This is a genomic window from Halomonas sp. SH5A2 (assembly GCF_014263395.1).
Taxonomy (GTDB): Bacteria; Pseudomonadota; Gammaproteobacteria; order Pseudomonadales; family Halomonadaceae; genus Vreelandella.
Map to the genome: position 1 here is coordinate 3,129,971 of NZ_CP058321.1, position 19,817 is coordinate 3,149,787.

19 protein-coding genes are annotated in these 19,817 nt (G+C 57.5%); 10 read left to right on the forward strand and 9 right to left on the reverse strand.

Annotated elements, in window-relative coordinates:
* Positions 1–95: 95 nt before the first annotated feature.
* Complete coding sequence (locus HXW73_RS17970; RefSeq protein WP_267886945.1) at positions 96–227, forward strand: hypothetical protein; 132 nt, start codon at positions 96–98, stop codon at positions 225–227.
* A gap of 83 nt (positions 228–310) precedes the next feature.
* Here HXW73_RS17970 and HXW73_RS14540 read toward each other — a convergent pair whose 3' ends face one another.
* Both HXW73_RS14540 and HXW73_RS14545 read right to left on the reverse strand, forming a co-directional pair.
* On the reverse strand, positions 311–490 hold the full coding sequence (locus HXW73_RS14540; RefSeq protein WP_186253759.1) for a PLDc N-terminal domain-containing protein: 180 nt from the start codon (positions 488–490) through the stop codon (positions 311–313).
* Between the two features lie 66 nt (positions 491–556).
* Positions 557–1,906 carry an MFS transporter gene (locus tag HXW73_RS14545; RefSeq protein WP_186253760.1) on the reverse strand — a complete coding sequence of 450 codons (1,350 nt, stop codon included), beginning with the start codon at positions 1,904–1,906 and terminating at the stop codon, positions 557–559.
* 162 nt (positions 1,907–2,068) lie between these two features.
* Between HXW73_RS14545 and HXW73_RS14550 the strand changes: the two genes are divergently transcribed.
* Genes HXW73_RS14550 through HXW73_RS14560 form a run of 3 tightly spaced genes read left to right on the forward strand, consistent with a single transcriptional unit; the run spans position 2,069 to position 4,824 of the window.
* Positions 2,069–2,824 (forward strand): substrate-binding periplasmic protein, encoded by a 756-nt coding sequence (locus HXW73_RS14550; protein WP_240538650.1) that lies wholly within the window; start codon positions 2,069–2,071, stop codon positions 2,822–2,824.
* Complete coding sequence (locus HXW73_RS14555) at positions 2,811–3,566, forward strand: substrate-binding periplasmic protein (RefSeq protein ID WP_240538651.1); 756 nt, start codon at positions 2,811–2,813, stop codon at positions 3,564–3,566. Before HXW73_RS14550 ends, HXW73_RS14555 begins: the two co-directional genes overlap by 14 nt.
* Positions 3,559–4,824 carry a GGDEF domain-containing protein gene (locus HXW73_RS14560; RefSeq protein WP_186253763.1) on the forward strand — a complete coding sequence of 422 codons (1,266 nt, stop codon included), beginning with the start codon at positions 3,559–3,561 and terminating at the stop codon, positions 4,822–4,824. Before HXW73_RS14555 ends, HXW73_RS14560 begins: the two co-directional genes overlap by 8 nt.
* A 231-nt stretch (positions 4,825–5,055) precedes the next feature.
* Here the strand turns inward: HXW73_RS14560 and HXW73_RS14565 are convergent, their stop codons facing one another.
* The gene (locus HXW73_RS14565; RefSeq protein ID WP_186253764.1) at positions 5,056–6,681 is read right to left on the reverse strand and encodes a BCCT family transporter; all 1,626 of its coding nucleotides are present in this window, start codon (positions 6,679–6,681) and stop codon (positions 5,056–5,058) included.
* Between the two features lie 164 nt (positions 6,682–6,845).
* On the opposite strand from HXW73_RS14565, the gene HXW73_RS14570 reads away from it, so the two are divergent.
* Positions 6,846–7,220, forward strand: coding sequence for a hypothetical protein (locus HXW73_RS14570; protein WP_186253765.1), 375 nt, complete (start codon positions 6,846–6,848; stop codon positions 7,218–7,220).
* Between the two features lie 31 nt (positions 7,221–7,251).
* On the opposite strand, the gene HXW73_RS14575 is transcribed toward HXW73_RS14570, so the two are convergent.
* Genes HXW73_RS14575 through trmB form a run of 6 tightly spaced genes read right to left on the reverse strand, consistent with a single transcriptional unit; the run spans position 7,252 to position 14,059 of the window.
* Positions 7,252–8,145, reverse strand: coding sequence for an AEC family transporter (locus HXW73_RS14575; RefSeq protein ID WP_186253766.1), 894 nt, complete (start codon positions 8,143–8,145; stop codon positions 7,252–7,254).
* A 53-nt stretch (positions 8,146–8,198) separates the two neighbouring features.
* Positions 8,199–11,153, reverse strand: coding sequence for a bifunctional [glutamate--ammonia ligase]-adenylyl-L-tyrosine phosphorylase/[glutamate--ammonia-ligase] adenylyltransferase (glnE, locus tag HXW73_RS14580; protein ID WP_186253767.1), 2,955 nt, complete (start codon positions 11,151–11,153; stop codon positions 8,199–8,201).
* A gap of 32 nt (positions 11,154–11,185) precedes the next feature.
* A complete protein-coding gene (locus HXW73_RS14585) occupies positions 11,186–11,557 on the reverse strand; it encodes a diacylglycerol kinase (protein WP_186253768.1) in 372 nt (123 codons plus the stop codon).
* A 24-nt stretch (positions 11,558–11,581) separates the two neighbouring features.
* Positions 11,582–13,057: a D-alanyl-D-alanine carboxypeptidase/D-alanyl-D-alanine endopeptidase gene (gene dacB / locus HXW73_RS14590; RefSeq protein ID WP_186253769.1), complete on the reverse strand. Its 1,476-nt coding sequence runs from the start codon at positions 13,055–13,057 to the stop codon at positions 11,582–11,584.
* Between the two features lie 10 nt (positions 13,058–13,067).
* Positions 13,068–13,397, reverse strand: a complete 330-nt coding sequence (locus HXW73_RS14595; RefSeq protein ID WP_186253770.1) for a DMT family transporter — start codon at positions 13,395–13,397, stop codon at positions 13,068–13,070.
* Complete coding sequence (trmB, locus tag HXW73_RS14600; protein WP_186253771.1) at positions 13,394–14,059, reverse strand: tRNA (guanine(46)-N(7))-methyltransferase TrmB; 666 nt, start codon at positions 14,057–14,059, stop codon at positions 13,394–13,396. The genes HXW73_RS14595 and trmB overlap by 4 nt, the downstream gene beginning before the upstream one ends.
* 331 nt (positions 14,060–14,390) lie before the next feature.
* Here trmB and HXW73_RS14605 point away from each other — a divergent pair, with 331 nt between their 5' ends.
* The 5 genes from HXW73_RS14605 (at position 14,391) to HXW73_RS14625 (ending at position 19,787) form a co-directional block, all read left to right on the forward strand.
* On the forward strand, positions 14,391–16,277 hold the full coding sequence (locus HXW73_RS14605; RefSeq protein WP_186256046.1) for a beta-ketoacyl synthase: 1,887 nt from the start codon (positions 14,391–14,393) through the stop codon (positions 16,275–16,277).
* On the forward strand, positions 16,274–16,768 hold the full coding sequence (gene coaD / locus HXW73_RS14610) for a pantetheine-phosphate adenylyltransferase (protein ID WP_186253772.1): 495 nt from the start codon (positions 16,274–16,276) through the stop codon (positions 16,766–16,768). Before HXW73_RS14605 ends, coaD begins: the two co-directional genes overlap by 4 nt.
* A 73-nt stretch (positions 16,769–16,841) precedes the next feature.
* Positions 16,842–17,090, forward strand: coding sequence for a YfhL family 4Fe-4S dicluster ferredoxin (locus HXW73_RS14615; RefSeq protein ID WP_186253773.1), 249 nt, complete (start codon positions 16,842–16,844; stop codon positions 17,088–17,090).
* Positions 17,091–18,380, forward strand: a complete 1,290-nt coding sequence (locus tag HXW73_RS14620; protein WP_186253774.1) for an MATE family efflux transporter — start codon at positions 17,091–17,093, stop codon at positions 18,378–18,380.
* A gap of 96 nt (positions 18,381–18,476) precedes the next feature.
* Positions 18,477–19,787, forward strand: a complete 1,311-nt coding sequence (locus HXW73_RS14625; protein ID WP_186253775.1) for a short-chain fatty acid transporter — start codon at positions 18,477–18,479, stop codon at positions 19,785–19,787.
* The last annotated feature ends 30 nt before the right edge of the window (positions 19,788–19,817 follow it).

A 19,817-nucleotide genomic window follows, 5' to 3' on the forward strand; every position in this document is an offset into this window, starting at 1 on the left:
AACCATTTTACCCAAAAGCCGCCGCTTGATTCTTGCCACATCGACAGCTAATGTAAGTGCCTACGCTGTCGACAACCTGACAGGAGGAGACGGTCATGGGAAGTGACAAACCCAAAAGTGTCATCAAACGCGTTTACGTTCCTACCCAAGTGCGCGATTTGCCTAACGGAGAGAAGCTTAAAATTCCCGGGCATTACAAGGCGCCTCCCGGTGAAGAACAAAGCTGATCGCCATTAATCTATAGTCGGTTACTTAATAAGGCAGGCCCGGGGCCTGCCTTATTCATATCTACATCACCAGTAACGCTGCGCTATCCTTTCGGTCCAAGCAGCAGCCACACGATCAGCCCGACCAGTGGGAAAAACAGCAACACCAGTATCCATAGTAACTTGGCAAGACCACCCGCAGGGCTTTTCGCTACCTTGATGATGGCCCAAACGATGATGACGAGCCAAATAAGCCCCAGTAATCCACCGACTTCAATGCCCATATCAACTCCTTGTATTGGGATCCATGATTGTGCAGCTAAGCATATCGACACAGCCGACACAAGCCACTAAGGGGACGCCTGCCAGTTCAGGGCTGCCTGGCGGCCACGGGCTTCATTGACCCTGGCACAAATCAGCATCGCCACGCCAAATAATACCGCGCACAGCAAGATAGATGCCTGGAGGCCTACCAACGCCTGTAGCCCTCCCAGCAACACAATCCCGATGACACCGGCCAGCTTGTTGGCCAGCCCCCAAAAGCCAAAGAACTCCGCTGACTTGGTCGTTGGCGAGAATAAGCCGACCAGCGCGCGGCTCGCAGATTGACTGGAGCCCAAGCTTAACCCGGCCAAACACCCCACGAACAAAAAGACATATTGGGGTTGCCATTGCCATGCGGTTGCCTGGTTCACCCAGTCGGTGAACTGCGGGGTCAGCCAGATAGCCAGAATGGCGGCGATCCACAGCCCCAGGGTAATCTGATAGGTACGCTTGGCACCCAGTCGGTCCTGAATCCAGCCAAACCCCAACGCCCCCGCGGCCGCCGTAATTTGCACAATAATGAACATGATATTGCGCACGCTTGCTTCCCAACCGATCACCTGGGCCCCGTAAATAAAGGCAAAGGCGATGATGATGTACACCCCTGCCATCGAAAACAGCAGCGATACCAGAAACACCGACAGATCCCTGAAATGCTTGAGGTCATGAAAAGTGGCCGTGACGCGCCGACGCGCCGTATGCCAGTAGGATCCGAGATGCGGTTGCGGCGTTGCCCGCTCTTTCAGCCATATGAAGGTAGGTATTGCGGCCACCAGGAAAAACCCGGCAGCGAAGGGGCCTACCCAGCGAATGCGCTCGAAGTTATCGGCGCTTGCTTCGCCCAGCACCACCAGCGTGAAACCTGCCGCAAAGAGCCCGCCGATATAGCCCAGCGCCCAGCCAAATCCGGAGATCTTACCCAGCGCCTGGGGAGGCCCCAGCGAAGGCAAAAAGGCCGCGATAAATGACTCACCCATTGAGTAGGCATAATTCGAAATGATGATGAGGATGAGCCCAAGGACTACATAGCCCGGCGCCACAAAATACAGCATGGCGGTCGTCGCAACGGTGGCCAGGTAGCTGAACAGCAGAAAGCGTTTCTTTTCTGCCCGCTCATCCATGATCGCACCGCATAGCGGTGCGGTGACAACCACCAACAGATAACTGGTGGCCAGGGCGAGGCTCCACAGCAGATTGGCAAGACGAAAGTTATCGCCGCGGTCACCGACAATCACGGTGGTAAACAATTCGCCGAACACCACGGTGATAATCAGCAATGTATAGGCTTGGTTGGCAAAATCGAACATCGCCCAACCAAAAATTTCACGACGCGAAGCGAAGCCTGAAGCAGCTTGGGTAGGTTGAGCGCGGACCATGATGTCTCTCACCAGCTAACAAGATGCCAAGCGTATCAGGTTGGCACACAAAAGCGACATGCCTATCGTTGGAAGAATAGAGGTGACAGTCGCTGCGGCTTGCTCTAAGTTTGATTGATAATCTAATAACAGGGACGTTAATACATGAAGGAAGCGGGGGTAGTGAGTTGTCGTCGAAAGCCGATCATCGGGCGGTGGCTAGCAGGGCTGCTGTCCCTTCTTGCACCGCTGGCACTCGCTGGCGGCTCGTCTTCCGACCTAACGTCGCTCACCTTTGTTACCGAGGAGTACCCTCCCTATAACTACCTGGATCCACAGACTGGCCAGTTGCAAGGTCGAGCGGTCACGCTGCTTGAGTCAATATTTGAGCATGCTGGGACACCTTTCAAACGTGAGGATATTCTCTACTACCCTTGGATACGCGGCTACGAGTTGGCGCAAAACGAGCCCAATACGGCGTTATTTTCGACCACCCGTACCCCTGCCCGAGAAGCACACTTCAAATGGGTTGGTCCCATCGCACACGACCGGGTCGTACTGTTGACCTGGGATAATCAGGTCGCTCGGCTCGCGTCGCTGGAAGAGGCAATTGACAAGCGGTTGAGCATCACGGTGATTCGTGAAGATATTGGCGCTCAAGCGCTGCAAGAAGCCGGCTATCCGGCCGAGTTACTCCGCCCGGCCATCGATAACCGCAGCGCCTTGCACATGTTACGTCGTGGGCGCGTCGATTTATGGGCCTATAGCGATGAGGTGGCGCGCTGGATCGCCACCCGGGAAGGCGTTGAGGCGAGTCGGTTGAATGCCGTGCATATATTAAGCGAATCGGATTTATACTTTGCTATCAACCCCACCACGGATCAAGGCCTGATTAATCGCCTGCAGGAAGCCCTGGAGGATGTTCGTGCTGGACAATAAGACCGCGAGGTCACCCATTCACCCGTTACAACAACGTATCGCGTCATGCTGGCGGTCTTTGCTTGGGACGTTATTGCTGGCCCTTAGCCAGCCACTCAGTGCGGCACCGCTGGTCATCAATACCGAAGATTATCCACCCTTCAATTACCCAAGCGAGCAAGGACAGATCATGGGTAGCGCCACCCAGGTGCTACGCGAGGCATTGCGTGCGGCGGATATTGACGCAGAGTTTCGGCTGCTTCCCTGGGCCAGGGCCTATACCGCTGCACGCCTTCGCGAGCAAAACTGCGTTTACTCCACCACCCGCACCACTGAACGCGAGATTCTCTTTCGCTGGGCGGGGCCGCTAGTCGTCAACGAGTGGGCTGCGTTCAGCCTTGCTGGCCGGGATATCAAGGCAAGCTCAGTAGAAGAGCTGGCTAACTTTCGCGTGGGCAGTTTCCGCGAAGATGCGGTGGGCAATCATGTCGCCGCTCAGGGAATTAACGTGCTGCGCGCACCGAATGAACGCGAAAACCTGGCGCGCTTGAACGCGGGACTTGTCGATGTGATCGTCACAGGCAAAGCTACCGGCGAGTTTCTGGCCAACGCAAAAAACGTGGCGCTAAGGCACCTGTTTACGTTTTATCGCGCACCGCTGTATCTTGCCTGTCATCCCAGCGTGTCCAAGGATCTGATCAAACGGCTACAGCACCACCTTCCTCCCCTTGGCGAGGCACACGGAGTCTCGCGCCATGAATAAAACATCCATACCGTTGCGCTCGGGCAGCCTAACGTCCAAGCAAGCGCTGCTCACCTTACTGCTGGCTATCTTGATCAGCGTTATTGCAGGCAGTATGGAGCTGTTTAATCACGCCTTGTCGATGCGCGAGAATGTTGCCCAACGGGTTGAACAACAGCTGGCTATCGTCAGCGGCGCTGCCGCCGAAGCCGCTTTTCAGCTAAACCCTGACCTGGCTCACCAGATCGCCTATGGGTTATTCAGCGATAACGAAATTGCCGAAGTCGCCATCCGAGACGATTTCGGCAGCCCCCTGGCCGAGTTTGCTCCCACCGAGGCGGTTGAAACGAGTTGGTTAAGCCAACGGCTGTTTGGCGATATGCTGCACTACCAGATTCCGTTGAATTATTACGTCGCCGCCGATTTACCTGAGGCCGTAGTGGGCGAGGTCGAGCTTCGACTTGATGAACAACGCCTTACTCAACAATTTCTTGATCGAAGTATATCGGTCGTTGGGTCCAGCGTGCTGGAAGCCTTTATCCTCAGCCTGTTGATTATTGCCTTCTTCCATTACTTCATTACCCGACCACTGCTCAAGGTCCACGACGCCATCGCGCATGCTGACCCTGAACGCCCAGGCGACTGGGATAAACCGCAGTTGCGAGGTCATCGTCATGATGAGCTGGGGCATTTGGTCGACAGCCTCGACCACTTGCTGCAGGCCTTTCAACAGGGGTTGGATCAACGCGACCAACTCCACCACCTGTCGCATATCGATGGACTGACCGGCGTCGCCAACCGGCGGCATTTTGATCTGTTTTATCAGCAGCAGTTGAAGCGCGCCAAGCGACGTGCCCAACCCTTCTCGGTTATCTTTATCGATATCGATAACTTTAAAGAATTTAACGACCATTACGGTCACGCCATGGGTGATGACACGCTACGCGCGGTGGCACAGGTGCTGAATAATTGCATCGAACCGGCCCATGACCTGCTGGCACGCTATGGTGGGGAGGAGTTCGTCTGTGTTTTGCCCAATCAAGATGAAGAGGCCGCGATTGAGGTCGCCCAGCGATTACGCCAGGCAGTGCTTTCACTGGCTATCCCTCATGCTTACTCAAGTACGCATACCCACTTGACCGCCAGCATGGGAGTCGCCAGCACATCAGCCCAGGCGACAATCAGCGCAGCGGCGCTACTGGCCCAAGCCGATCAGCACCTATATCACGCTAAGCATCTGGGCCGAAACCGCATCGAAACCCGCCCGCGGACAGCCTAAAAACAGCGCATGGGCAGGCCATCAAGGTTGAAAAAGGACGTATCGCCGGTCGGTTTAAAACCACCAGTGCGCGATAACGGCGGCAAGCCCAATAATAATTGCCGTAATAACGGCGACACACACGGCACGGTCTAACCAGCGGTCGAAGACAGCCCCCTTGGACGCTCGCCGTGTGGCACCGTGCCGCGTTTGCCTGACCATCAGTCGTTAGCCTTCATGGGAGAGATACCCTCAGTGATTAATGCGCCGATTGACAACGTTGGGCGCACGGCGTAAGCGCTCTTCTTCGCCTAGCTCTTCCGCTTCAAAGGCATCGGCCCCCACAGGGGTTTCACCGTGGCGACGGTACAGTTGGGTAAGCATCGCTTTACGGTCGGCACGCAGCTCTCGCACCAGCACGATCACCATCATATACAGAATAAAGGTGAACGGGAGCGCGGAAAGCACCGCTGCCGATTGCAGGCCGGCAAGACCGCCCGCCAAAATCAGGGTAAAGCAGATTGCGGCGATCAACACACCCCACAGCACCCGCTTGTAAAGCGGCGGATTGATAGAGCCATTATCGGTCATTTGCGCCACGATGTAAGACGCCGAGTCGGCGGACGTCACCAGGAAAACAAAAATCAACATAATGGCAATGAGTGACAGCACACCGGAAAACGGCATCAGGTCGAACATTTCAAACAGCGCCACAGTGATATTGTCCTGGGTCGCCGCGGCAAGACCAATGTCATCACCGACAATTTCCATGTTGAGCGCGGCGCCGCCAAACACCCCAATCCACAAGCAGGCCAGCAGCGGCGGCACCAGCAGCACGCCAAAGACATACTCCTTGATCGTGCGCCCCCGGGATACGCGAGCGACAAAGGTACCCACGAAAGGCGACCAGGCGATGACCCACGCCCAGTAGAAAATGGTCCAACTGCTTGCCCAGTTTTCGTCGCTGTACGGCGCAGTGCGCAAGCTCATGCCGATAAAGTTTTGCAGGTAGTCGCCAAGCCCGACCGTTATAGTCTCCAGAATCGCAATGGTCGGGCCGGTAAACAGCACATAAAGCATCAGGCCGATGCACAGGAGCATGTTCAGATTCGACAAACGCTTGATGCCTTTATCAAGGCCCGACCAGGTGGAGAGCATGTAGGCGCAAAACATCACGAACAGGATGACAAACTGCCAAAAGCCGTTTTCCGGCAGGCCAAAGACGGCATTCAACCCGCCGTTCATCTGCAATACGCCCAGGCCTAAAGAGGTCGCCACCCCCATTACCGTGGCCACAACGGCAAACACATCAAGCCAGGAGGCGTAAGGGCGTATTCTTGGGTGCTTCGCCGTAACCGATGATAGTACCGACGACACCAGCCCGGCCTGCCCCTTACGAAACTGGAAATAGGCAATGATCAACCCGACGACAGAAAATGCCGCCCACTGGTGAATACCCCAGTTGAAATAGCTGTACTGGATCGCGTAGCGTGCTGCGGCCTCGGTTTCTGCGGTCACATCACCGTAGGGTGGGTCAATGTAATGAAACATGGGTTCAGCCATGCCGTAGAACACCAGACCTACGCCGAACCCGGCGGCCAGCAGCATGCTAATCCAGGAAAAGAAGGTATAGTTAGGACGACTGTCCTGAGGCCCCAGGCGCACTTTGCCGTATTTGCTGAGCGCCAGGCCAAACAGGAACACCACAAAGCCAAACACAGAAAACAGATAGAACCAGCCGAACAACTCGGTGATCGTCGCGAGTGCCGACTCTGCGGCACTGCCAAAACTTTCCGGGAACGATGCGCCGACAACCACCAAGCCGAAAATGATCAGCGTCGATGCGATGAACACCGACTTTCCTCCATGATTTGACATATAACAACCCTGTTAAGATGAACTCATTTACGCTGCGAAGAAGCGTAACACCTGCGCTCTCGCTCTGCATGCAACGCGGCTTTAACGTTATTGCCAAGCCAGGCTGACTGAACTCTCCTCAATCAGTGTGTTCCAAACAGTGTCACCAAACGAGGGAGGCTTTCATGCCCCACATGAATCGTGATCAACGTAACGCCGCCTGGCAGGCTGCCCACCAGTGGCGCGCCCGGGCGACCCGGACCCAACCCAATGGCATGATGGGTAGCTTAAAGCTGCTTTTTACCTGGCTGGCATTTGGCGTGTTGATGATTGTTGGCGTCGTGCTAGGCCTTTTTTTCCTATTGGTCGGTTGGGCCATGATGCCGTTTGTCCGCCACAAGATGAAAAAGCGCATGGAGCAGATGCGCGCTCAACAGGCTCAGGACATTGGTGGCAACCACTCCGAGTCTTATTCAGGCTCTCGCCATCAGGATGTTCTTGAAGGACAGTACGAAATCAAAAGTGAAACGGAAAAGAAAGCTGACGACGGCGTCAGATAACGCCTTAAAGCCCTTTTCGCGGCAGATGGTTTTACTGGGGTGCATGAAGCCAGATAAAGGCAGCCGCCAGGGTCAGCGGCATCACCACCAAGCTACCCAGGTTGCCGATCAACACAATCGACGCCACTTTTTGGGGCGACAGCCGGTACTGCTCCGCGACCAGATAATTCAGCACGGCAGGCGGCAATGCGCCAAACACCAGCAGCACCGCCGCCTGTAGGCTATTGAGCGGCAACCACGCAATCAGCGGTAGCGCAATGACAAGTCCCGACAGCGGGCACAGCAAGGCGCCCAGCAGACCGGTGCGCCAATCACTGAAATCGATATCCAACAGCCGCACCCCAAGCGCAAACAGCATCAATGGAATACACACCCCGCCCAGCATATTCATTGCCTCCAACAGCCAGTCCGGCAATGGCAGTCCGCTAAAATTGACCGCCAACCCCGCCAGACTCGCCGCGACAATCGGCATGCGCAGCAAACGCCACAGCGATGTGCGTGGATCGAGCATGTAGAGGCCGACCGAAAAATGCAGCAGCATTTCTACCATAAATACCACGACCGCCGCCGGAAGCGCTTCCTCACCGAATGCCAGGACCAGCAAGGGCACGCCCATATTGCCGGAATTGTTGAACATCATCGGAGGCAGGAAGGTTTTTAGATCCAGACGCAGCCATCGCGCAACCGGCCACAACAATACGCCTGAGCCCAGCACGACGGCCACGGCCGCCCCTGCCAGCCAGGCGTAATCGGCCAATGGCGCCTGCCGGTCGGCCAGTACAGCGAACACTAGAAGCGGGACAAACAGCTCCATGTTCAGGGTGTTTAAACTGCGAATATCCGGCGTGCGAAAGCGCCCATAGGCGGCACCCGCCCCGGCAATCAGAAAAACGGGTAGCAAGGTGCCAAGAATGTTACCTATCATCGCGCGCCTCTGTGTGGCGTACCTGTTGAGCTATAGCCATCCGTATCCCTGCATCAAGGCGCCAGAAAACGCTGCCACAATGTCGTGACGACATTCCGGTGGTCCGCGTAGTCGGCGGCACGCCCCACCGCTTTATCGCCGGTCAGCGCGGCCCGGTGCGTTGCGCTGCGGTACGCAAGATACGCGTCGCGAAGCTGTTCCGCCTCTTCCTTTGGTAAGTGCCCACTCTCTGCCAGAGCCTCTAAAATACGAATGTTATCGCTATAGGTCAGCAGTGACGGCGTCTGGTTAGCAAGTGCTAACACCGCGTATTGACAGAGGAACTCAATATCCACCATGCCACCGCTGTCGTGCTTGAGGTTGAAGGCATCCCCCTCGCTTTTGGTGGCAAGATGATCGCGCATTTTTTGACGCATGTTGACCACATCGTCGCGCAATGCGGTCGTATCCCGCTTGCCCCCCAAAATATCGCCGCGCAGCTGTTCAAACGTGTCTGCCAGCGATGCGTTGCCCGCGACCACGCGCGCGCGCACCAGCGCCTGGTGCTCCCAGGTCCAGGCGTGCTGGCGCTGATAATCGGCAAAGGCGGCAAGCGAGGTAACCAGCAGGCCGGAATTACCCGAAGGTCTGAGCCGCATGTCGACCTCGTACAGACTGCCCGCCGGGGTCACTGCCGTGAGCAGATGAATAATCCGCTGGCCCAAGCGGGTAAAAAATACCGGCGTATCGATGGGCCGCGGGCCATCGGTGGCGCCCTGACCATCACTATCGTGGAGAAAAACCAGGTCTAGATCAGACCCATAGCCCAGCTCGATTCCCCCAAGCTTGCCGTAGCCGATGATCAAGAACGCGGGCTCACGCGAATCACAGCCGCTAGGCACGCCATGCTTGGCGGCGAGATGCTTCCAGGCCATCGCCAGCACGGCATCCAGGATCACCTCGGCGATATAGGTTAAGTAATCGCTTACTTTCATCAAGTGTCGGGTGCCTACGATATCCGAGGCTGCCACGTGGAGCATCTGGGCATGCTTGAAGACCCGTAGCGCTTCGAGTTGCGCTTCTTCGTCATCCTCGGGAAGCCGGTTCAGTGTCTGGCGGAGTTCATCCGCCAGACGGTCTTTATCGGCCGGCGTATAGAGGGTATCGGGGGTCAGCAGCTCATCGAGTAGAATGGGATAGCGCGCCAGCTGCTCGGCGATCCACGGGCTCGCCGCACATAACCGCATCAGGTGCTCAAGGGCGTGGGGATTTTCGCGCAGCAGGGCCAGATACGCCGTACGCCGCAGGACCGCTTCGATCAGCGGCTGAACGCGCGACAGCGCCGTATCCGGCGTGTCGTTGTCGGCCAGGGCATCCAGCAGCAGGGGCATTAACGCATCCAGGCGCTCAAAGCCAATCCGCTGCATGCTTTGCACCTGACGCGAGTGATACAGGCGAGACAGTCGCGTGAGTATCTTGTCAGGTGCCTTGAACCCCGCCTCCTCCAGGCGTTCCAGGGCCTCGTCCTGCTCCAGCTCGCCGCGCCACAGCTGTCGCCATTGCTCGAGCCCCGGCGTCTGTTCATCGCTTTCGTTTTCCACTTCGTCTTCTGGCTCGGCAATCACCGCGTCGAAGTGCTGACGGACACGTTCGCGTGCTTCATCCAGCTGGTGCACAAGACTGGGCCAATCATCGTGCCCCATGGCAAACGCTACCCGCTCACGATCCGTTTCTTCGCCGGGCAGCGTTTGCGTTTGGCGGTCTTCCAGGGCCTGCAGGACGTGCTCGATATCGCGCAGAAAGGCGTAGTCAGGCAGCAGATCATCCACCACGTCTTGAGGTAACAGTCCAAGCGCTGGCAAACGTGTTAACGCCGTATACAACGAGGCCACCTGAAGCTCGGTATCGCGGCCACCGCGAATCAGTTGAAACGCCTGCACCACAAACTCGATCTCGCGGATACCGCCGGGTCCTAGCTTGATGTTTTGCTGCATGCCTTTGCGCTTAACTTCGCGGTTGATCATCGCTTTAAGCTCACGCAGCGACTCGATAGCGCCAAAATCCAGATACTTGCGGTACACGAAGGGGCGCAGACCGGACAGCAACTCCTCGCCCGCGTCCAGATCCCCTGCGACAGGACGCGCTTTTAGCATCGCGTAACGCTCCCACTCGCGGCCCTGATCCTGATAGTAGCTGGAAAGCATGGCAAAACTGCCTACCAGCGGCCCGCCATCGCCTAACGGGCGCAGACGCATGTCCACACGGAAGACAAAACCGTCGGCGGTCATGGCATCCAGTGCGGCGATGAGCTTTTGGCCAAGCTTGGTGAAATACTCTTGGTGCTCAAGCGGCTTGCGGCCGCCCTGGGTCTCACCGTTTTCGGCAAACGCAAAGATAAGATCAATGTCCGAGGACAGGTTGAGCTCACCAGCCCCCAGCTTGCCCATACCCAGTACTACTAGCCGCTGCGGTTCACCATCCCGCGTGGGGGCTGGCAGCCCCCAGCGCGGGGCATAAAACTGTTCGAGCCAGCCAAGCGCCGCTTCCAGACAAATTTCTGCCAGCTGCGATACCGCACGGGCAGTATCCCACATGGTGTAGCCCGGCGGCCGATTGAGGTCTCGCCACACAATACCCAGCATACGAGCGCGCCGGAAGCGGCGCATGACCCGGTGCATGGCGTCTTCGTCGTCGGCATTTTCCAGCGCGCTGGATAACAGCTGGATTTGATCTTCCCTTGCGGGCGTGGCATCCAGCTCTCCGCCACTGTCAAGCGTCGCCAGCCAGTCGGGATAACGGATCAACGTATCGAGCGCAAAGCTCGAGATCGAAAGCACGCGCACCAGAGCCTTGCAGCGTTCAGCGGACAGCGATGACCAATCAGCAGACGGCAGCGCTTGATCGGTCATTTCAGCCACGTTGTCCGCCTGGGAAAGCGCTTCACAGAGACGCTGCCAGGCTTGCTTCGTCACCGGCTGAAGCGCTTTGGGTAAGGTATCAAACGGTAAAAACGCTTCATTGAGTTGCATAATGACCTCGCTGCCCGGAACTGAGTCTTACGTTAGCCGACGATTTTCTGCCAGCCTAACAGGCCCCAGGTGAGCCCGGCGAGTATCAATGACAGCATCACCGCGGCCGAGCCAATATCCTTGGCACGCCCGGAGAGTTCATGATGTTCGGTGCCGATACGGTCCACGACATTTTCTATCGCGCTATTGAGCAACTCAACGACCAACACAAAAAAGCAGCTGCCTACCAGTAACAGCCAACTCACCGGGCCTTCGCCAATCCACCAGGCAAACGGCAGTAAAATGGCGGTAATGGTCACCTCTTGACGAAACGCAGCTTCGTTGCGGAACGCCGCTTTTAACCCTTTCCATGAGTAGCGCGTCGAATGCGCTAAATGCGTCAAACCGGTATGCCCTGGTTTCATGGCAGTTGCCTCAAAATAAAGTCGTCAATTGGCGAGTATCATTGATTCAAGATCTTTAGTCAGCGGATCGAGCACTTGCGACCAGTTCAGGTAGGGTGTCCTGGCGTTGCCGTTAACCAGCACGCTGAACACCCCCCAATGCCCTTGCGCCGTGCGAAAATAGCCGGCAGCAGCGCGCACGGCGAACGGCTGGTTTAGCGTACCGGTTTTTAGCATGACGTTGTGTTGAAAGGTATCGGAACCGCGCCGGATAAAACGCATCACGCCGTTGGCGGGTGACTGAAAGGCCGCGATGAAACTCGGAAATAACGCGCTTTCATGGAACATCTCGGTCAGCATGACATTGATACCATGCGCCGACGTGCGGTTTTCGGTGGTCAGCCCACTTCCGCTGTATAGCGTCAACGGCCCGTGCCCCGGCAGGCTCTCGGCATAATGCTCCAACGCCAGCCCCGCTTCGCGAAGCTGTGCCTGGGGGGACTCCACCAGGTTGAGGGCCAACACATCGGCCATGTAGTTATTTGAATAGTTCATGATGCGCAGCAGCAATTCCTGTAGCGGCTTGCTATCCACGGCGGCAAGTCGCTGCGCATCACCGGGTGGCCGTATCGAGGTGAGTCGCCATCCATCGCGCACGCTAATCCCTGCCTGACCGAGCATATCCAGCACTACCTCGGCGGTGACCTCGGCGGCATCCCCCGCACCACGATAAACATCCCGTGCCCGGGCATTAGTCGATATTTGCCCGCTCAACCGAAAGACATCACCATCGGCGTTGGTGATCCGTTCGGCGTAGATCTCGGTGCCGCTGTTATCGGGCTTGGTGATCACTCGATTGTCAATCGTGGTGCCCAACGACTGACCGTCGCATAGCGATATACGCGCCGGGTTGCCGGGCGCAGACGCCGGGGCGACATTGGCACACCAGCTACCAAAATTCACCCCCGCTGACGACAGCGGCGCGCTGTAAGCATTGGCAACACGCGTCAGCGCGTCACAACGGTCTGTCGTGATGCAGTCAACGGGGCCAAAGCGCCACTGATTGACAACCAGGGCACCCTCAACCCGACGCACGCCCGCTTGCTGCAACCGTTGCACCAAACGCCAGATATCTTCGGTGGTGAGACCCGGGTCACCGCCGCCCTCGAAAATCAAATCCCCGCGTAAAACGCCGTCTTGCACGCTACCGGAACTGATCAGTTGACTGGTAAACCGGTGCTGGGGGCCAAAGCGCTGCAACGCAGCAGCGGCCAGATACGCCTTGGTCACCGATGCCGGGGAAAGCTGGCTCATCGGCTCAATGCTTGCCAACGGTGCCGCATCTGCATCGCCATTAAGCAAACGTGCCTCGGCGCTAACGGCAAACCCCTTTTCCTGGAGCTGGCCCACCCGGCTAAAGTCGGCCCATAAGGGACAACTGATCAATAAGCTCAGCACGCCCACTGCTGACCGCCATCCCCAATTACTGCTACTAAAACGCTGCCAGCCACCGCGGAACATCCACCTCTCCTTAATGCACGCTCATTTTCGAAAATACTTGCAACATCACCACACCGGCGACGATCAGGCCGATACCGACTACTGCGGGCAGGTCCGGCTTTTCGCCGAAAACCACCACACCGACCAGCGTGACCAGTACGATACCCAACCCCGCCCAGATGGCGTAGGTGATCCCGACAGGCAAGCTACGCAGCACCAGACTCAACAAATAGAATGCCACCCCATAACCACCGACCACCAGAAGACTTGGCAACGGGCGGGTAAAACCCATTGACGCTTTTAAAGCGCTGGTGGCTATCACTTCGGCAATAATTGCCAGCACCAAATAGACAAATGTCATGTCGACTCCAATGCCACGCGCAAACGCCATAACGTTTGGCCGCTTTGATAATACTTGGCTTCGAACGGCGTTAAATATTCGCCGCTGGGCACCCACTCACTGACGTCGCCGCGCTGACCCGTCACCTGACAAACCGCCATGGCGAATTCTTCGATATACAGCGACCAGTTTGAGCGAACCTCCAGCAAGCCACCCAGCGCCAACAGTGTGGGGAAGACCGGATGCCCATGCCAGCGCATTTTTAGATGCGACGCCTTGGGGTAAGGATTAGGGTAAAGCAGATAGTGGCGTTCGGGTGCCCACCCGGCCTGGTGCGCCAGCCGCCAGAAATCGACCAGATCGGCGCGCACCAGCCGGGCATTGGCGGGCAGCTCACCATGGGCCCGGGTAAGTCGATCCTCGCTGCGATCAACACCGATCACCGTATGATCCGGAAATTGCTCCGCCAGCCGCCGGGTCGAGAGCCCCACGCCGCAACCTGCATCGAGTATCAGCGGGCCTGTCTGGCACTCATACCATTGCGTTGCTGAGGCGAATGCCTCCTGAGTATGCGTTGCAATCGGCTTGCGCAGTGGATGCGTAAGCCCACGGCTGACCCGACGAGCCAAATCGTGGTGAGGGCCTGGCTGATTGGTCACCACCGGCCGCGAAGGCTGCTGCATATTGACTCTCTTGTAAAAGGATCTCTTGTAAAGTGGTCTGTTGACCGTCGCGTCATGTCACCCGCCCCGGGCATCAGCGCGTAATAAATCGCGCAAATAAGGCGATTCTACCAGCCCAGCATGGTTGCGGCATGACGCCGCTGCTCGCACGGTGATATGATCACTGGCAGCAACATGCATTTTGTCATATTTATTAAGTGCAAAGCGGCGGGTAAGACTCTTTGCTTATAAGCAGCGGGTTTTACGATCTGTTACGCATTGCCAATAACTGTTATTTAAACCACCGCACCACGAGGAACCCGGCTTGTCACACTTACCGGTGATTGTCGGCATGGGCGGCATCAATCCCGCTGGCAGAACCTCGGGCCATCAGGCCTTCCGCCGGACCGTGCTTGATGCGCTCTCTGCTGACCAGCAACGCCAGACAATAGGGGGGCTTGCGGCACTGATGCGCTTGGCTTTGCCGTCTCCCCAGGGGTGGCACGACAGCACGGGGCAGTCAATCAAAGCTCCTGCGGATACGTTACGCGAATACGTTCTCAACCACACGCTAATTCGCCGCAATGAAGACCCGCGTTTTAGTGAACCTGGGCTGCCTGCCAATCGCCACGTGAGCATGCAACTCGCCGAGCCGCTGCGTTTTCAGTTGCGCCGTCGACAACTGCCTGAGCAGCTACCCAGCAGTTGGCAGATCCAGGATATCGACCTTCGTACGGTCGAAGTCTGCGTGCCTGCAGGCGAAATGAACGCCCTACTGCCCGATGCGCAGACCCCAAAGGTACGCGCGGCCGCTCAATTGCCTACCGGCTTCGATCCTGCCAGCCTCTACCGCAGCGTCCACCACCCTCGCGGTTTGGCGATGTCAGTGTTTGGGGCCAGTGATTGCCTGGGCGCCAGCGGCCTTTCCTGGGAACACCTTCGCCAGCAGTTGAACCCGGACCATATTGCCGTCTATGCGGGTAACTCTATCGGCCAGCTGGACGAACAGGGCTGGGGAGGATTGCTCAAGAGCCTGGTGAGCGGACAGCGCGCCACCTCGAAACAGATGCCGTTAGGCTATGGCCAGATGCCCGCCGATTTCTTGAACGCCTACGTGCTGGGCAGCGTTGGCGGCACCGGCGCCGCGCTGGGTGCCTGCGCGAGCTTTCTCTACAACCTGCGACTGGGTATCGATGATATTCGCGCCGGGCGACGCCGTGTGGTGATGGTCGGCACCGCCGATGCGCCGATTACCCCCGAGATTATCGAAGGCTTTCGGGCCATGGGCGCACTGGCCGATGATGCCAGCCTCAAGGCACTCGACGCGCTGGAGCTGCTGACCGACGCAGATTACCAACGTGCCTGCCGCCCCTTTGCGCGCAACTGCGGTTTTACCATGGCCGAGGCCAGCCAGTTTGTGCTGTTGATGGACGACGCCTTAGCCCTTGAAGTCGGCGCCGATATTCTCGGCGCCGTGCCGGAGGTGTTCGTCAATGCCGACGGCTACAAACGGTCTATTTCAGCCCCCGGTATTGGCAACTATATTACGCTGGGCAAGTCAGCATCGTTGATCCGTAACATGCTGGGCGACAACGCCTTGAAGTCGCGCAGTTTCCTGCACGCTCATGGCACCAGCACGCCCAAAAACCGCATCACCGAATCCCACGTCTTCGATGAGATCGCCCGAGCCAACGGCATCGACGCCTGGCCGGTGGTAGCCGTCAAAGCCTTTATCGGTCACTCTCAAGGCAGCGCGGCGGGCGACCAGCTAGTCAGTGCACTGGGCAGCTTTGCCCATCAATTACTGCCTGGCATTCCCACCCTGGATGCCGTGGCCGACGACGTTTACGCCGACCGCCTGCAATTTTCGTCAGTTGCCCAGCCGTTTAACGCCGATGCCGCCTTCATCAACGCCAAGGGTTTCGGCGGTAACAACGCGACCGGCGTTGTGCTGTCCCCTGCTGTGACCGAACGGCTGTTGACCAAGCGCCATGGTGCCGCTGCCATCCGCGCGTGGAAAACGCGCCGCGAAAGCGTCCGCGAGAACGCCGCCGCGTATCTTGAGCATGCCGACCAAGGCCATTACGCGCCACGCTATCAGTTTGGCGAAGCAGTGCTTGAAGGCCCCGAGCTGAATATTCAGGCAGATCGCATTCATATTCCCGGTTATGATCAGGCGGTATCACTGGAAAGCGATAACCCCTTTGGCCGCCTGGATGATGAGGAGCTAACGTCATGACGGAGCAACGCGTCAATATCGCCGTCTACCCGGGCACCTTCGATCCCATCACGCACGGTCATTACGATTTAATCGAGCGCGGCGCCCGCATGTTTGACAAGGTGGTGATTGCGATCGCCGCCAGCCCCGGCAAACACCCCCACCTGGATTTAGCCACCCGTATCGAGTTGGCTCAGGTGGTCTGTGCGAGGTTACCCAATGTGGAGGTGATTGGTTTTTCCAATCTGCTCACTACCATGATGCACGAACAGGGCGCGACGATTATCCTGCGCGGACTGCGTGCCGTCTCCGACTTTGAATACGAGCTGCAACTCGCCAACATGAACCGCGCCCAGAACCCGGAACTTGAGAGCGTATTCCTCACCCCGGCGGTGGAAAACTCTTACATTTCCTCCACGATGGTGCGGGAAATTGCCAAGCTTGGCGGCGATGTTTCCCCGTTGGTCCACCCCAAGGTCGCAGAGACGTTGCGTAAGCACTACACTGGCTAGCGACGCTATTGTTGAGTAAAACACTCGGGTAATAACATTGCCTGGGTGCGAACGCCATCCGTGAGGTATGTCCATGGCCCTGATGATTACCGACGAGTGCATTAACTGCGACGTCTGTGAACCCGAATGCCCCAACGACGCCATCTCGCCAGGCGAAGAAATCTATGTGATCGACCCTAACCTATGCACCGAATGTGTAGGTCACTTTGATGAACCCCAGTGCCAGCAGGTCTGCCCGGTCGACTGCATTCCACTCGACCCGGAACGACCCGAAACGCACGACCAACTGATGCATAAGTACCGCATTATCACGGCTGCCTAGGTGCGTATATGGCAGCTGGCCTGGCCCATCATCGTCTCCAATCTGACTGTCCCGCTGCTTGGACTGGTGGACACGGCCGTGGTCGGCCACCTGCCTGACTCCCGCTACCTGGCCGCCGTCACTCTGGGGGCCACCCTGTTTAGTTTCCTGTACTGGGGGTTTGGCTTTCTACGCATGGGCACGACGGGGCTGGTCGCCCAGGCAGTCGGACGCGAAAGCGACAGCGACGTGCGCAACCTGCTCGGCCAGTCGCTGATCATGGCCATCGTGATCGGCAGCTTACTGATTGTCTTTGCGTCGCCGATTATCTCCCTGGGACTGTGGCTGCTCGATGGTAGCGAGGCCGCCACTACGCTTGCGAGAAGCTACGCTGAAATACGCCTCTGGTCGGCCCCGGCGGTTTTGGCCAATTACACCATTCTGGGCTGGTTTCTCGGCCAGCAGAACGCCCGCGTTACGCTGATGATCCTGGTGCTGACCAACAGCGTGAATATCGTCCTTGATGTGTGGTTCGTGATGGGTCTAGGCCTCACCAGCGACGGCGTGGCATGGGCCAGCGTGATCGCCGACTATTCCGCCCTGGCGTTCGGCAGCTTTCTCGTCTTGCGACAGCTAGGCAAGCTCGAAGGGACTTTTCTACGCAGCCGCCTGGGGGTGCTTTCCGCCTATGCGGCGTTGTTTAATGTCAACGCCAATCTTTTTATACGCACGCTAGGGCTACTGTTTGCCATAGCGTTTTTCACTGCCCAAGGTGCGCGCCAGGGCGACACCATCCTCGCCGCCAATGCCGTACTGCTGCAATTCATAATGCTCACCAGCTATGCCCTTGACGGCTTTGCCCACGCAGCGGAATCGCTGGTGGGGCGTGCCGTTGGCCGTGACGACTGGCCAGCGTTTGCCGACACGGTGCGAGCGGCGGCGCGCTTTTCCTGGTGGACTGCCGCTGGCGCCGCGCTCGTGTTCGCCCTCGGTGGCAATGGGTTGATTGCCCTGCTCACCGGTCTTGAAGAGGTTCGTGCCACCGCCGCCACTTACTTACCCTGGATGGTCGCGATGCCGCTGATCGCCGTGTGGAGCTACTTACTGGATGGCGTGTTTATCGGCACGACATCCATTGCGGCTATGCGCAACAGCATCTTTATCGGCCTGGCGGCCTACTTACCTACCTGGTGGCTAACCCAGGGGCTTGGCAACCATGGTCTGTGGCTCGCCTTCATGGTATTTACCTGCGTACGCTCGGCTGTCTTGATAGGCTATTACCGCCACTACCGCCTTACTCGCTGGCGTTGATCAAGCACTTGTCAAATCTGCCTGTGAGGATGAAAAAGCGGCTGTTGCCCAGTATATTAGCAATGCACTTCCTAATAATGAAAAAGTGAGCCTGCCATGTTGAAAATGATATCCAAGCCGGCGGTGAAGATGGTTGAGCGCTATCTTCCCGACCCGTATATCTTTGTACTGCTGCTGACCCTGATTGCCGCTGCCGCGGCGATCGCTATCGAGCGCCAGACGCCACTGGCCGTCCTGCGTTTCTGGGGCGATGGCTTCTGGGGTTTATTGACCTTCTCCATGCAGATGCTGCTGGTACTGGTTACCGGCTTTATGTTGGCCAGCTCGCCACCGGTCAAACGGCTACTGCAACGCCTCGCCAGTACTGCGAAAAGCCCCGGTGGCGCGATTATTCTGGTCACTCTGGTGTCGTTAACGGCTAGCTGGATTAACTGGGGCTTCGGCTTGGTGGTAGGCGCACTGTTTGCCAAGGAGCTGGCGCGTCTGGTGCGCGTCGATTACCGCCTGCTGGTCGCCAGCGCCTATTCCGGCTTTGTGGTCTGGCACGGGGGCCTGGCGGGGTCAATTCCGCTCACCATTGCCACCGAAGGTCACTTCGCCGCTGATGACATTGGCATTATCGGCACCGGCTCAACGGTGTTTGCGTTTTTTAACCTAGCCATCGTAGCCTGCCTGTTTATCTCAATTCCGCTGGTCAACCGGCTGATGCTGCCGGACGAAAAAGACAGCGTCTACGTAGACACCAAGCTGCTCGACGACGAACCAGAGACCAAAGGCCGTATTACCCGCCCGGCTGAAAAACTGGAAAACAGCACCTCATTGGCTTGGCTGGTAGGTATTCCCGGGCTGCTTTTCCTGGCCGACCATTTCCTGCTGCGTGGGGGTGGTTTGAACCTCAACGTGGTGAACTTTCTATTCCTGTTTCTGGCGATTGTACTTCACCGCACCCCGCGCAACCTGCTTAACAGCCTGCAAGAAGCCATCAAAGGGGGCGCTGGCATTGTCATTCAGTTTCCCTTCTATGCCGGCATTATGGCCATCATGGTGGAGTCAGGCCTGGCACAGAGCATGTCCGAATGGCTGATCTCGTTTGCCACTGAAACCTCACTGCCATTCTGGTCGTTCATCAGCGCCGGGATCGTCAACCTGTTTGTGCCTTCAGGCGGTGGCCAGTGGGCTGTTCAGGCACCGGTCATGCTGCCCGCGGCGGAAGCACTGGGGGCGGATATTTCACGCATTGCCATGGCGGTTGCCTGGGGTGATGCCTGGACCAACCTGCTGCAGCCGTTCTGGGCCTTGCCTGTTCTGGCGATTGCGGGCCTGAAAGCCAAGGATATTATGGGCTTTTGCCTGGTTCAGCTGTTTATTACCGGCGCCATCATTTCGGTTGGCCTGGTGTGGTTTTAAGCCACTGCAATGCGTCAGCGCCTGCCTTCT